Source organism: Stenotrophomonas sp. STEN029 (genome assembly GCF_056760015.1).
In genome coordinates this window covers 17,186-29,635 of sequence record NZ_JBRREC010000059.1, presented here as the reverse complement: position 1 = coordinate 29,635, position 12,450 = coordinate 17,186, and the positions used below count along the sequence as shown (strand labels likewise).

Here is a 12,450-nt window from a genome sequence, read left to right as displayed (position 1 = left end):
CGGGGGGGGGGGGGGCGGGCGGCGCCCCCCCCCCCCCCCCCCCCCCCCCCCCCCCCCCCCCAACCCCCCCCCCCCCCCCCCCCCCCCCCCCCCGGCCCCCCCCACTACCAACCGCCCCTTCGCTGCGCGAAAGGGAGGGAGCAAACCCCGCCGTTACTTTGTCCTCATAAACCCGACCCGGGTTTCAGGCGATAATCCGCCCAGCGTCGGCGTGTTGCCCGCGCACTCCCCCGCTTCGGAATTGCAATGAGCGAGATTCGCAAGGTACCGGCCTCTGCCGGTGCGGAATGGCTGCTGACCGGTTTTGGCCTGCTCAAGCGCGCGCCACTGGCGCTGGGTTCGCTGGGCATCCTGTGGGGCGTCGGCACCTCGCTGGTGCTGTCGCTGTCGATGCTGGTGCCGGCACTGGGCACCGTGGTGCAGCTGCTGCTGTTGTTGGCCGGCCCCTTGTTCATGGGCGGCATGCTGTGGGCGATCCGCGAGGTCGACCAGGGCCGGACCGCCAGGCCGGCGCACCTGCTGCAGGGCGTACAGGAAGGCCGTGCGCCGCACCTGCTGGTCGCCCTGTTGCCGCAGCTGTTTGCTGCCCTGCTGCTGGGCACGCTGCTGCTGGTGCTGGTCGGCACCGATGGCCTGCAACAGCTGTCGGTGGTGATGGTCAAGCTCAACGAGCTCAGCCAATCCGGTGCACAGCCGGACCCGGCACAGATCGAGGCACTGGTGGCGACGCTGCCGGCCGGGCGCATCCTGCTGTGGTTGCTGTTGCTGATCGCCAGCTTCGTCGCGCTGACGCTTGCGCTGTTCGTGATGCCGCCGCAGGTGATGTTCGAACGCTCCGGTGGCATGCACGCGCTGCGCGAAAGCCTGCGCGCCAGCATCCACAACCTGCCGGCGATGCTGGTGTTCTTCGTGCTGGCCTTCATCGCCATCTTCGCGATCTATTTCGCGGTGATCATCGTGGCGCTGTTCATCGGTCTGATTGCCGGCCAGGGCGCCGCCATGGCCATCGCCCAGCTGCTGCTGATGGCGATCCTGATGCCGGTGTTTGCAGGTGCCGTGTATGCGGCCTGGAAGCAGATGCTGGCTCCGGCCGATGCGACCGGCCCGACCCCGCCGCCGGTAAGCAGCGGTCACGTGTTCGAAGCCTGATCCAGGCTGTCAGGTTGCTTGCAGCAAGGCCGCGCAGCGATGCGCGGCCTTTTTCTTTCACACCGTGTCGCGGCTGCGCTTGATCAGGTACATGGCCTGGTCGGCAGCATGCAGCAGGGCGTCAACCTCGGCACCGTCCGCGGGGTAGGCAGCCACGCCAATGCTGGCGGCGATAGCCAGGGTGAGTTCTTCGCCATCGCGCAGGTAGCGCATCGGCGCCTGCAACGACTGCGTCACCCGCTCCATCAGACGATGGGCATCGCTGATGTCGTCGAGCTCTTCCAGCACCAGCGCGAATTCGTCGCCGCCCAACCTGGCCACCGTGTCGTTCTCACGCAGTGCGCCGCGCAGCCGTGCGGCCAGCTCGATCAGCACCGCATCGCCGGCACCGTGACCCCAGGTGTCGTTGACCTCCTTGAACCGGTCCACGTCCACATAGACCAGCGCGAACATGCCGCCATGGCGTTGCGCGCGGTGGTGGGCGCTCTCCAGCCGGTCCATGAACAAGGCCCGGTTGGGCAGCCCGGTCAGCATGTCGTGCATGGCCAGATGGCGCATTTCCTGCTCCATCTGCTTGCGCTGCTCGACTTCGATCTCCAGCTGGCGGTTGCGCTCGGACAGCTCGCTCAACGCATCGCGCAACGCGACCCGGTGCCGGTACAACTCCAGGAACACCTGCACCTTGGACAGCAGGATGGTGGCCTCCAGCGGCTTGGCCATGTAGTCCACCGCGCCAAAACCATAGCCCTTGAGCCGGTGCACGTCGTCTGCGTACGTCGCGGTGACGAAGATGATCGGGGTCTGCCGGGTGGTTTCTTCCTGCGACAGGATCTCGGCCACTTCGAAGCCGTTGATGTCCGGCATGTAGACGTCCAGCAGCACCAGCGCGAACTCGTCGTCCAGCGTCGCCTTCAGCGCATCGTTGCCGCAGGCCGCCTCGACCACGTCCACGTCGAGCTTGGCCAGCACCCGGCGGATCACCAGCAGGTTGGCGGGGTTGTCATCCACCGCAAGGATCTTGGGGCGTTGCACTGCCGCCGGCTTGGTCACGAACATAATGCTTCCAGCAAAAAGGGAATTTCAGGGAGCGGCAGGCAATGGTCGGCGCCAGCCAGCTCCAGTGCGGCGGCAGGCATCATAGCCACTTGCGCCGTTTCCGGGTCCTGAACGATCAGTGTGCCACCAGAGCGTCGTATCCGCGCGCACCCTTCGGCACCGTCGGAATTCGCCCCAGTCATCAACACCGCCAGCACCTGTCCGCGCCAGACCTCGGCCGCAGATTCAAACAGAACATCGATCGAAGGGCGTGAAAATGCCACCCGGGGGTCGATGCTGAGGGCAAAGCGGCCGTTGCGCTCGATCAGCAGGTGGTAGCCGGACGGGGCCACATAGACCTTCCCGGGCTCGGGTAGCTGGCGTTCTTCAGCCTCCTCCACCGGCAGCCCGCTACGGCTGGCCAGCAGCTCGCAGAACACCCGCATATCCTCCGAACCGCTGTGGCAGACCACCACCATCGGCACCGGCAGCGGCCCTGACAGCCCGCCCAGCAGCTGATGCAGGGCGGCAAGCCCGCCCGCCGAGCACCCCACCACAACGACTTGTGGAGGCTGCCCGGACGCGGTTTTCACAGCAAGCCCCCGGCGTTGCGGTACAGCCGCAGTTCGGCATCCAGCGGCACGAAATCGCGCGCACTGGGGGCGAAGCGGATCGACTCGCGGTTGCCCAGGCACAGGAAGCCACCACGGCTGAGGCTGCTGCGGAACAGGCCCAGCACCCTGTCCTGCAACGTGTCGGAGAAATAGATCAGCACATTGCGGCACAGGATCAGCTGCGCCTCGGTGAACACGCCGTCGCAGACCAGGTTGTGGTTGGCGAAGGTGACCCGCTCCTTGAGCCGCTCATCCAGCTTCATGAAGTCGTAGCGGGCGTGGTAGTAATCGGACAGCGTGTGACGGCCACCCGCCGCCAGGTAGTTCTCCGAGTACAGACGCGCGTCGCGGATCGGGAAGATGCCTTCCTGCGCCTTGGCCAGTGCTTCATCACTGAAATCGGTGGCGTAGATCTGGCAGCGGTCGTACAGACCGGCTTCCTTCAGCAGGATGGCCAGCGAATAGACCTCCTGCCCGTGCGCGCAACCGGCCTGCCAGATATTGATCTGCGGGTAGGAGGCCAATACCGGGAATACTTCGTCGCGCAGCTTGCGGAACACCGCCGGGTTGCGAAACATCTCCGACACCGGCACCGACAGTTTGGCGATCACCTGCGGCACCATCTCGTCTTCACGCAGCACGCGCGCGGTCAGCTCACTCACCGTGGGCAGATCCAGCCCATGCGCCAGCGCCAGCACCCGCCGCTTCAACGAAGACGGCGCGTAACCGGTGAAGTCATAGCCATGCCGCCGCGACATCGCGGTGATGAAGGCATCGACCTCGATGTCGTCGATGTCATCACGCGATGCCTGCGGTGCGATGGGGCCTACTTTTGCAGCCATACACGCATCATCGACAACAGCTTGTCCAGGTCCACCGGCTTGGTGAGGTAATCATTGGCACCGGCATCCAGGCACTTGTCGCGGTCACCATGCATCGCCTTGGCGGTGACGGCGATGATCGGCAGGTTGCTCCATTGCGGCAGCTTGCGGATCTCACGGGTGGTTTCGTAACCATCCATGCCCGGCATCATGATGTCCATCAGCACCAGCTCGATGGACGGATTTTCCTCCAGCTGCTGCAGCGCCTTGTAGCCGTCCTGCGCCATCGACACATTCACCCCGCGCGCGCGCAGTGACTTGGACAGGGCAAACAGGTTGCGCATGTCGTCATCGACCAGCAGCACCTGGCGACCGCCCAGATTGTTGTCATCGGCCGGGGTGGCGTTGGCACCGCGCGAGCCGATGCTGTGCAGGAACAGGCTCACTTCATCGAGCAGGCGCTCGGGCGAGCGCTGGCCCTTGATCACGATGCTGTCGGTGTACTGGCGCAGCTTGAGGCTGTCTTCGCGGCTCAGGTCCTGGCCGGAGTAGATCACCACCGGCGGCACAGCCACCAGGGTCGCGGCTTTCTCCAGGAACTCGATGCCGGAGATGCCACCCAGGTTGAGATCCAGCACGATGCAGTCGTAGCTGTGGGTGGCAATGCGTTCCAGTGCTTCTTCGCCCGAGGCGACCTGGTCGATCTCGACGTTGTCCGCCTGCAGCAGGCGGGTCAGCGCCAGCCGCGAATCCGGATCGTCGTCGACCAGCAACAGCTTGCGCACGATCTTGCCGGCCACATCCAGCAGATGGTCGAAGGCGGCAACCAGCGCCTTGCGATCCACCGGCTTGGTCAGGTAACCGACCGCGCCCAGGGCAACACCGCGAGCGGCTTCATCGACGGCGGAAATGAAGTGCACCGGGATGGCAGCGGTGACCGGGTCGTGCTTGAGATGCTGCAGCACCGACCAACCGTCCATGCCCGGCAACATCACATCCAACAGGATGCCAGTGGGACGGTAGCGACGCGCCAGTTCCAGGCCACTCTCGCCATCGGCAGCGGCAAGCGCGCGGTGGCCCTTGCGGCGGATCAGGTCGACCAGGATACGGGCGAAGGCTGGATCGTCTTCCACCGTCAGGATCACGGTTTCACCCGCCGCAATGGCGTGGCGATCATCGGGAATCCAGTCAATCAGCTGTGCGGTAGCCGCGCGTGCCGGGCCCGGCGTGGGCGCGGGCCGCTGCTCGATGCTGGCCTGCGTCGCCGCCACCGCGCTGCTGAGGCCGGCCGACAACAGCGGCAGCACCAGGCTGAAGCTGCTGCCCTTGCCCTGTTCGCTGTCCACCACCAGCTGCCCGCCCAGCAACTGCGCCAGGCGCCGCGCGATCGCCAGCCCCAAACCACTGCCACCGTAATGGCGGCTGGTGCTGGAATCGACCTGCTCGAAGGCTTCGAAGATCGAGTCCAGGCGTTCTTCGGGAATACCGATGCCGGTATCACGCACCGTCAGCGCCACGTGCTGGTCGTCGGCAGCGGCACCGATGCGGGTCAGCATGGCGCTGTCGGCCATCGCCATATGCAGGGTCACCGAGCCTTCGCGGGTGAACTTGAAGGCGTTGCCGAGCAGGTTGTTGAGCACCTGCTGCAGCTTCGAACGATCGGTGACCAAGGCGTCGGGCATCGACGCGGCCACATCGATGGCGAACTCCAGCCGGTTCTCCATCGCCATATGGCGGAAGTGGCGCGTCACCTCGCGGGTGATGGCGTCGATCTTCACTTCCTCGCGGTGCACGTCCATCTTGCCGGCCTCGATCTTGGACAGATCGAGGATGTCGTTGATCAGCCGCAGCAGGTTGGAGCCGGAGTCGTGGATGACCGCGGCCGCCTCCACTTCCTCCACGTCCAGATGCCCGCTCTCGTTCTCGGCCAGCTCCTTGGACAGGATCAGCAGGCTGTTGAGTGGCGTGCGCAGCTCGTGCGACATATTGGCCAGGAAGTCGGTCTTGTACTGGCTGGCACGCGCCAGCTCCTGCGCCTTGAACTCGGTCTCTCGCTGCAATACCTGCAGCACGTCCTTCTGCTCGTTGAGCACTTCGGTCTTCTGCCGCAGCTCTTCGTTGGAGGCCTGCAGTTCCTCGGCCTGCACGCGCAGTTCTTCTTCGGAAGCGGACAGGCGATGGGCCTGTTCTTCCAGCTCGACGGTCTTGCCCTGCAGTTCTTCGTTGGTGGCGCGAAGTTCTTCTTCCTGCGCCTGCAAGGCCAGCTGCGACACCTGCAGCTCTTCGGCCTGGGCACGGGTGTGGTCCAGCAGCAGCTGGGTCTCGTCGGCGCGGCAGATATTGTCCAGGCCCAGTGCCACGGTCGGCAGCACCGAGTCGATGAAGGCTTCCTGGGTGGCGTTGAAGTGGCCGAAGGTGCCGAATTCGAACACGCCCAGCAGGCGGTCCTTCAACAGCAGCGGCACCGCCACCAGGTGACGTGGCTGCGCCTCGCCCAGCGCCGAGTGCACGCCGAAGAAATCATCCGGCACCTGCTGCACGCTGATGCGTTTGCGCTCCAGCGCCGCCTGCCCGATCAGTCCGTCGCCCAGCCCGTATTGCAGGCCCAGGTGCTTGCGCCGCTGGAAGCCGTAGCTGCCCTGCAGGTGCAGCTGCTTTTCTTCCTCATTCCATGCGAAGAACACGCCGATAGGCGCGTCGATGCGCGGCGCGATCTGCGACACCAATGCCTGCGCGTAGTCGGCCGGGGTCTGGGCGGTCTGCAGCTCGGCACCCACTTCGCCGACACTGAGCTTGACCCAGTTGGCGTCACGCGACTCCAGCGAATTGCGCCGGAACACCTCCAGCGCGCGTGCGATCTCACCGATTTCATCACCGCGGTGCAGACCGGCGATCTCGACGTCCAGATCGCCATTGGACAGGCGCGTCATCTTGTCGGTGAGACGGTTGATCGGGTTGACCACCAACCGCGAGATCATCCACAGCGCAAGCAGGATGATGATGAAGCCCAGCACCAGCAGTACCAGCGAGATCGTGTGCGCGCGGGCGATCCAGCTGCTCATCTGGCCGCGGTCACTGAGCAGTTGGGTCATCTCCGCGTCGTAGATCCCATCCAGCGCGTCTGCCAGTGCATTGCCCTGGCCGCCGTTGCTGAGCGCATCCAGCTGTTGCGCCTGGCTGAGCGGTTCCGCGCCGGCGGCTGGCCTCAGCACCGCCATCAGCTCGTTGTCCCAGTTGCGGGCCTGGGCCTGCATGCGGCGCAGCTGCTCGGCCACCGGGTCGGTACCGGCAGCGGTCACCGCGGCGGTCAATGCAGCATCACGGCGCTCGCGCTGCTTGGCCACCACGTCCATATGCCGCTCGCCGTCGCCAAGCAGGTAATTGCGGACCGCGATCTGCTGCAGGCGCACGGCCTGGATCGCATCCTCGACCTGGCGGATCACCTCGATCTGCACGCTTTCATGGCGGCGCGCGTCGTCATCCCGCCCCGAGGTGCGGTAGCTGACCACGCTGGTGGCCAGGAAACACAGGAAAACCAAGCCAAATGCCGCCAGCATCTTGCTCAGCAACGGCACATTGTTGATCCAGCTACTCTTCTTTTGCGTCATGCAGGTGTCCCCCGGGGTGCCACCACGCCTGCCAATCCGCGCGGCCTCTTTTCAGTGAAAAATAGCGCAGATTGCCGACAACCGCCTGCTGCGGTTGAATCAGGACTTCGCGGTCTTGCCCTGGTCGCGTGGCTGCAGCCAACGGGCCGCATGTATGCCCAATTCGTAAAGGAAACACATCGGTATCGCCAGCATCAGCTGCGACACCACATCCGGCGGGGTCAGCACCGCCGCCAGCACAAAGATACCGACAATCGCGTAACCACGGCCTTCACGCAGCTGCTGCGGGCTCACCCAGCCCAGCAGGACCAGGATCACCATCGCCACCGGCAGCTCGAAGCTGGCACCGAAGGCAAAGAAGATGGCCAGCACGAAATCCAGATACGCGCTGGCATCAGGCGTGATGGCGATCACGTCCGGGCGGAAGGTAGTCAGGAAATGGAATACCGCCGGCAGCACCAGGAAATACGCGAACGCGCAGCCGATATAGAACAGCGCGACCGCCGAACCCAGCAGGGGCAGCGCAAGGCGCTTCTCGCGGGCATACAGGGCCGGTGCCACGAAGGCCCAGGCCTGGTACAGCAACCACGGCACCGCCACGAACAGGGCGGCAAAGAAGGTCAGCTTCAGCGGCGCGAAGAACGCGCCAGCCGGATTGGTGGCAATCATCGATTGCCCGGCCGGCAACTGCGAGATCAGCGGCATGGCCAGATGGGTATACAGGGTGCGCGAGAACGGCATCAGCGCCAGCAGCACCACGCCCAGGCCCAGCAGCGCGCGCACCACCCGCGAGCGCAGCTCGATCAGGTGCTCGATAAGGCTGCTTTCGTTGAGATCGGCCGCGCTCATGGCGTCCGCTCCGGGTTTGCCGGGGCCTGCTCGGCGCTTGCCGGCACATCGCCCAAGGGGATGCTGCGGTTGGTCTCGGGGTCGATCGCGGCATCACTGACCGGCGCGGCGGCCACTTCCTGCGAGGCCGGTTCCGCCGTTGCGGGCGGCTGCCCATCGGCGGTGGCGGTCGGGCGTGGCGCGATGGTGCGCGGCTCGATCACCCGCTCGGCAGCCGATTCCGGCAGCTCCACTTCGCGCTTGAAGGCATCGGCCTCGTTGCGCACCTGCCCGGCCTGGTCGCGCAGCCCGGCCTCGGCCTGCTGCATCGATTGGCGCACATCCTGCAGGTTGCGCTTGAGCTCCTCGGCGTGCAGCTCGCGTTCCAGCTCCTGCTTGACCGAATCCCACTGGTTGCGCGCTCGTCGCACCCACAGCCCGGCAAAACGCGCTGCCTTGGGCAGACGTTCCGGGCCGAGGACCACCAAGGCCACCACTGCGATCAGCAGCAGTTCGCTGAAGCCGATATCAAACACGTCGTACGCTCAGGATCAGCGCGCGTCGCGGTCGTGCTCGGCCTGCTTTTCGCCGCTCTTGTCGGCATCACGCGATTCGTCGCCCAGCTGTGCAGCCGGCTTGTCCTCGTCACGCATGCCCTTCTTGAACTCTTTGACCGCACTGCCCAGATCCTTGGCGCCGCTCGTCAAACGCTTGGTGCCAAACACCAGCAGGACGATGACCAGCACGACCAACCAGTGCCAGATGCTGAAACTGCCCATGATCTGCTCGCGTTATTCTGTGTGGAGGTTGTCGAGCATAGCGCACAAGGTCTTAATTGATCGCTATGCCAAAGGTCAGTTGCCGCCGTCCAGGCTTTCGGTGCGGATCTCGCCTTCGGAGACCGGCTGGAAACCCTGCTGCGGTGCCGGTTCAGCGGTGGAATGCTGCAACGGTGCAGTTGTCGCTGTATCGGCACCTTCCGTGGTGGCCGCTGGCGCCTGCACGCTGACCGCGTCGCCGCGCGGTGCACTTGCCACCACCGGGGCGACGCTGCCCTGGGTGCCGCGCTTTTCCCGCGCGGCATAGGTGGACTCTTCCAGGCGGTCACGGAAAGACACGACATCCGACGACGGCGCGTTGTTCAGGCGGCCCTCCAGAATCATTCGCGGCGTGGTGTTCTGGCCGTAGGCATCCAGGTTGGCGGCATCGTCGATCTGCAACACAGCGCCATCCAGCGCCACGCCTGCAAACAGGCCACGGGCACGCGACCACGACCAGATCTCGGCCTTGAGCTGACCATCGGTGGCGGCCGCGGCATTGCGACCAACCGGGCCAGCGGCGACGCCAGCGTCGGCACCGAGGGTGAACTTGCCGTTGACGATGTTGTCCAGGCTGCGGTCGTTGCGGAACACCAGGATCACGTCTGACGACTGCACGCCGGCCTGGAAGCCGATGCTGCCGCCGGTAAGCTTGATGAATACGGGATTGGACCAGCTGCCATCAGCCATTTTCACCGACATCAGGCCATGGCCACGACGCCCACCCAGCACCAGACCGGCCTTGATGGTGTCCGGCAGGACGATGATGGCGCGGCCTTCATCGAGCAGTTTGTCGGGGATGGCCTGCTCCGGGATGTCCTGGATTTCACTGAGCACCCGCACCGCATTACGGGCACGTTGATCTTCCTGCGGACCAGCGGCGGCAGTGGTGGACAACAGGCTCGCGGACAACAGCAGAACAAGGCACGGCAGGCGGCGCATGGGTAACTCCGTAGGTCGGTGCATAGAAAGATAGCGCAAGTGCCTGAAATTAGTAGCGCGGCTCTGAATAGCTGGTGAGCGGGCGAGAGGCATGAGCACCTGTGCCCCCTCCCTTTCGCATCGCGAAGGGGAGGGTTGGGGAGGGGTGATGTCCGCGGCAGACCCGCAGCGCTCCCTTCTCCGCCCATACCTGCGAAAATGCCCGGATGTCCAACGCCCCCACTACCGCGTTGCTCGCGGTCAATCTAGGCACGCCCGAGACACCCACCGCGCCTGCGGTGCGGCGCTATCTGGCGGAATTCCTCAGCGACCCCCGTGTGGTCTCGATCCCGGCGTTGCTGTGGAAACCGCTGCTGCATGGGCTGATCCTGCCGCTGCGCAGTGGCCGCTCGGCGCAGAAGTACGCCCAGGTCTGGCTGCCCGAAGGCTCGCCGCTGGCGGTCTACACCCATCGCCTGGCCAAGGCCATGCAACAACAGCTGCCACAGTGGCGGGTGCGCGAAGCCATGCGCTATGGCGAACCGGCCATGTTGCCGGCACTGGATGCATTGGCTGCCGAGGGTATCCAGCGCATCGTGGTGCTGCCGCTGTATCCGCAGTACTCGACCACCACCACCGCCTCCATCGAGGACCGCGTGCAGCAATGGCAGGCACGCAACCCGAAGGTGACGGTACAGACCATCCGCGACTACGCCAATGACCCGGCCTGGGTTGCCGCGGTCGCCGCCTCCATTGCCGGTTATTGGGCCGAACATGGCCGCGGCGGCAAGCTGGTGTTCTCCTTCCATGGCATCCCGCAGCGCCTGGCCGATGCCGGCGATCCCTACCCGCAGCGCTGCCAAGCCAGCGCCAAGGCCATTGCCGCAGCGCTGGGCCTGAACAGCGATGAGTGGGAGCTGGCCTACCAATCGCGATTCGGCCGGGAGCGTTGGCTGCAGCCCTATGCCGAGCCGCGGCTATGGGAACTGGCCGAAGGCGGCATCAAGACCCTGGACGTGGTCTGCCCGGGCTTTGCCACCGACTGCCTGGAAACCCTGGAAGAAGTGCAGATGGGCTTCACCGAAACCCTGGCCGAGCGTGGCGCGCGCATGCGCTACATTCCCTGCCTCAACGAAAGCAGCGCCCATGCCGCTGCGTTGGCCGCACTGGCGGCGGCGCAGCCGGCATGAACGCGACGCCTTTTGAATTGCAGCTCGATGGCATCCGCGTCGCCGGCCTGCGCGCGGGCAACCCGGATGGCCTGAAGGTCCTCGCCCTGCATGGCTGGCTCGACAACGCGGCCAGCTTCCTGCCGCTGGCCGAGCAACTGCCGACGCTGGACCTGGTGATGGTCGACCTGCCCGGCCATGGCTATAGCGACCACCTGCCACTGACCACGCCGTACACCACGCCGCACGCCATCGTGCAGACCCTGGCCATTGCCGATGCGCTGGGCTGGGATCGCTTTGTACTGCTCGGCCACTCGATGGGTGCCGCGATCGCCAGCCTGGTCGCTGCCGTGGCCGGTGAACGGGTGCAGGCACTGGTCTCGATCGAAGCCCTGGGCGGCCTCACCGCACCGGCCGGCGAAACCGTGCAGCGTCTGCGCACCTACGTGGAAGCGATGCTGAAGCTGGACGCCAAGCAGTTGCGGGTATTCCCCGACCTGAGCGCGCCGGTACGTGCGCGGATGATGGTCAACCAGCTCAGCGAGGCCTCGGCACGCCTGCTGATCGAACGTGGGGTCAAGCCGGTCGACGGTGGCTGGAGCTGGCGCAGCGACCCGCGGCTGATGCTGCCGACCGCGGTCCGCATGACCGAAGAACAGGTCTGCGATGTGGTCAGCGCAATCCTCTGCCCGGTGCAGGTGATCTACGCCACCCCGGCCCAGCCTTACTTCCCGGAACCGGAACGCAGCCAGCGCGCGGCGCTGCTGCCGGATGGCCGCCTGCATACCCTGCCCGGCCATCACCATGTGCACATGGATGATCCCGAGGCAGTCGCGGCGATCATCCGCAACTTCATCGCGGCGTTGCCCGACGCCAGCTGAATATGGAGCCCGATGCCATTGGCATCGGCTTCAGTAGTAAGCGCGGCAGCCGATAACCCCGGCATTGCCGTAATCGAGAAGATGTCCCGCAGCCCCGCAACGGGTGCTGCGCGCCCCACCATCGCATGCCCCCCCGCCCCGCCCTCCGGCCCGGTGTCATCACCGGCCTGATCCTGCTCGCCTGTTGGCTGGGCTGGACCACCCGCAGCGTCGCCGCGCTTGCTCACCGCCCCGGCGATGACGAAGCGGCGGTGGCAGCGCTGGTGGATGGACTGCGCGCGCAAGGGCAACTGCCTGCAATCGCTGCACCCTTGGCAATCCGACTGACCGCGCCCGCTTGCGACTGCATGCAAGACGAGCAGGCCTGGCAACAGCTCAGCACTGCGCTGCAGGCACAAGGCGCGCACACCATCGCCCTCGGTGCCACCGGCGCCTACGAACTGCTGGTGCTGGCCGCCGATGGCCACCCGCTCTATGCCGGCCCGCTGCAGCCTTCCGCGCTGGCGTGTGGCCGCGGCAACTCGACCCTCGCCAGCTGGTTGCCGGCGCTGCTGGCCGAACGCAACCCGCCCTTGTTCCTTCCTCCCCGCTGTTCCTGTTGACCAG

12 protein-coding genes are annotated in these 12,450 nt (G+C 65.7%); 4 read left to right on the top strand and 8 right to left on the bottom strand.

What is annotated here, in order from left to right:
* The first annotated feature begins 246 nt into the window (after positions 1-246).
* Complete coding sequence (locus tag ACVOLI_RS13440) at positions 247-1,149, top strand: BPSS1780 family membrane protein (protein ID WP_343229775.1); 903 nt, start codon at positions 247-249, stop codon at positions 1,147-1,149.
* A gap of 57 nt (positions 1,150-1,206) precedes the next feature.
* Here ACVOLI_RS13440 and ACVOLI_RS13435 read toward each other — a convergent pair whose 3' ends face one another.
* The 8 genes from ACVOLI_RS13435 to ACVOLI_RS13400 all read right to left on the bottom strand — a co-directional run bounded on the left by ACVOLI_RS13435 (position 1,207) and on the right by ACVOLI_RS13400 (position 9,815).
* Complete coding sequence (locus ACVOLI_RS13435) at positions 1,207-2,205, bottom strand: diguanylate cyclase domain-containing protein (RefSeq protein ID WP_481614789.1); 999 nt, start codon at positions 2,203-2,205, stop codon at positions 1,207-1,209.
* Positions 2,196-2,777, bottom strand: coding sequence for a chemotaxis protein CheB (locus ACVOLI_RS13430; RefSeq protein ID WP_296250243.1), 582 nt, complete (start codon positions 2,775-2,777; stop codon positions 2,196-2,198). The genes ACVOLI_RS13435 and ACVOLI_RS13430 overlap by 10 nt, the downstream gene beginning before the upstream one ends.
* A complete protein-coding gene (locus tag ACVOLI_RS13425) occupies positions 2,774-3,640 on the bottom strand; it encodes a CheR family methyltransferase (protein WP_282269405.1) in 867 nt (288 codons plus the stop codon). Before ACVOLI_RS13425 ends, ACVOLI_RS13430 begins: the two co-directional genes overlap by 4 nt.
* Positions 3,625-7,227 (bottom strand): hybrid sensor histidine kinase/response regulator, encoded by a 3,603-nt coding sequence (locus ACVOLI_RS13420; RefSeq protein WP_481614788.1) that lies wholly within the window; start codon positions 7,225-7,227, stop codon positions 3,625-3,627. The genes ACVOLI_RS13425 and ACVOLI_RS13420 overlap by 16 nt, the downstream gene beginning before the upstream one ends.
* 99 nt (positions 7,228-7,326) lie before the next feature.
* Positions 7,327-8,076 carry a twin-arginine translocase subunit TatC gene (tatC, locus tag ACVOLI_RS13415; RefSeq protein ID WP_296250240.1) on the bottom strand — a complete coding sequence of 250 codons (750 nt, stop codon included), beginning with the start codon at positions 8,074-8,076 and terminating at the stop codon, positions 7,327-7,329.
* Positions 8,073-8,591 carry a Sec-independent protein translocase protein TatB gene (gene tatB, locus ACVOLI_RS13410; RefSeq protein WP_481614787.1) on the bottom strand — a complete coding sequence of 173 codons (519 nt, stop codon included), beginning with the start codon at positions 8,589-8,591 and terminating at the stop codon, positions 8,073-8,075. The genes tatC and tatB overlap by 4 nt, the downstream gene beginning before the upstream one ends.
* A gap of 15 nt (positions 8,592-8,606) precedes the next feature.
* Entirely contained in the window at positions 8,607-8,834 is a 228-nt protein-coding gene (gene tatA / locus ACVOLI_RS13405) for a Sec-independent protein translocase subunit TatA (protein ID WP_282269413.1), read from the bottom strand.
* A gap of 75 nt (positions 8,835-8,909) precedes the next feature.
* Positions 8,910-9,815, bottom strand: a complete 906-nt coding sequence (locus tag ACVOLI_RS13400; protein WP_481614786.1) for a lipid-binding SYLF domain-containing protein — start codon at positions 9,813-9,815, stop codon at positions 8,910-8,912.
* Positions 9,816-10,021: 206 nt separating this feature from the next.
* On the opposite strand from ACVOLI_RS13400, the gene hemH reads away from it, so the two are divergent.
* The 3 genes from hemH to ACVOLI_RS13385 all read left to right on the top strand — a co-directional run bounded on the left by hemH (position 10,022) and on the right by ACVOLI_RS13385 (position 12,446).
* Positions 10,022-10,984, top strand: a complete 963-nt coding sequence (hemH, locus tag ACVOLI_RS13395) for a ferrochelatase (protein ID WP_481614785.1) — start codon at positions 10,022-10,024, stop codon at positions 10,982-10,984.
* Entirely contained in the window at positions 10,981-11,844 is an 864-nt protein-coding gene (locus ACVOLI_RS13390; protein WP_481614784.1) for an alpha/beta fold hydrolase, read from the top strand. Before hemH ends, ACVOLI_RS13390 begins: the two co-directional genes overlap by 4 nt.
* Before the next feature lie 125 nt (positions 11,845-11,969).
* Positions 11,970-12,446 (top strand): hypothetical protein, encoded by a 477-nt coding sequence (locus ACVOLI_RS13385; protein ID WP_481614783.1) that lies wholly within the window; start codon positions 11,970-11,972, stop codon positions 12,444-12,446.
* Positions 12,447-12,450 lie beyond the last annotated feature (4 nt).

What these genes read in the sequence shown, in the direction of transcription:
- hemH (WP_481614785.1), top strand. Translation starts at nt 10,022, where the DNA reads ATGTCCAACGCCCCCACTACCGCGTTGCTCGCGGTCAATCTAGGCACG.
- ACVOLI_RS13420 (WP_481614788.1), bottom strand. Translation starts at nt 7,227, where the DNA reads ATGACGCAAAAGAAGAGTAGCTGGATCAACAATGTGCCGTTGCTGAGC.
- tatC (WP_296250240.1), bottom strand. Translation starts at nt 8,076, where the DNA reads ATGAGCGCGGCCGATCTCAACGAAAGCAGCCTTATCGAGCACCTGATC.
- tatA (WP_282269413.1), bottom strand. Translation starts at nt 8,834, where the DNA reads ATGGGCAGTTTCAGCATCTGGCACTGGTTGGTCGTGCTGGTCATCGTC.
- ACVOLI_RS13385 (WP_481614783.1), top strand. Translation starts at nt 11,970, where the DNA reads ATGCCCCCCCGCCCCGCCCTCCGGCCCGGTGTCATCACCGGCCTGATC.
- ACVOLI_RS13390 (WP_481614784.1), top strand. Translation starts at nt 10,981, where the DNA reads ATGAACGCGACGCCTTTTGAATTGCAGCTCGATGGCATCCGCGTCGCC.
- ACVOLI_RS13435 (WP_481614789.1), bottom strand. Translation starts at nt 2,205, where the DNA reads ATGTTCGTGACCAAGCCGGCGGCAGTGCAACGCCCCAAGATCCTTGCG.
- ACVOLI_RS13425 (WP_282269405.1), bottom strand. Translation starts at nt 3,640, where the DNA reads ATGGCTGCAAAAGTAGGCCCCATCGCACCGCAGGCATCGCGTGATGAC.
- ACVOLI_RS13400 (WP_481614786.1), bottom strand. Translation starts at nt 9,815, where the DNA reads ATGCGCCGCCTGCCGTGCCTTGTTCTGCTGTTGTCCGCGAGCCTGTTG.
- ACVOLI_RS13440 (WP_343229775.1), top strand. Translation starts at nt 247, where the DNA reads ATGAGCGAGATTCGCAAGGTACCGGCCTCTGCCGGTGCGGAATGGCTG.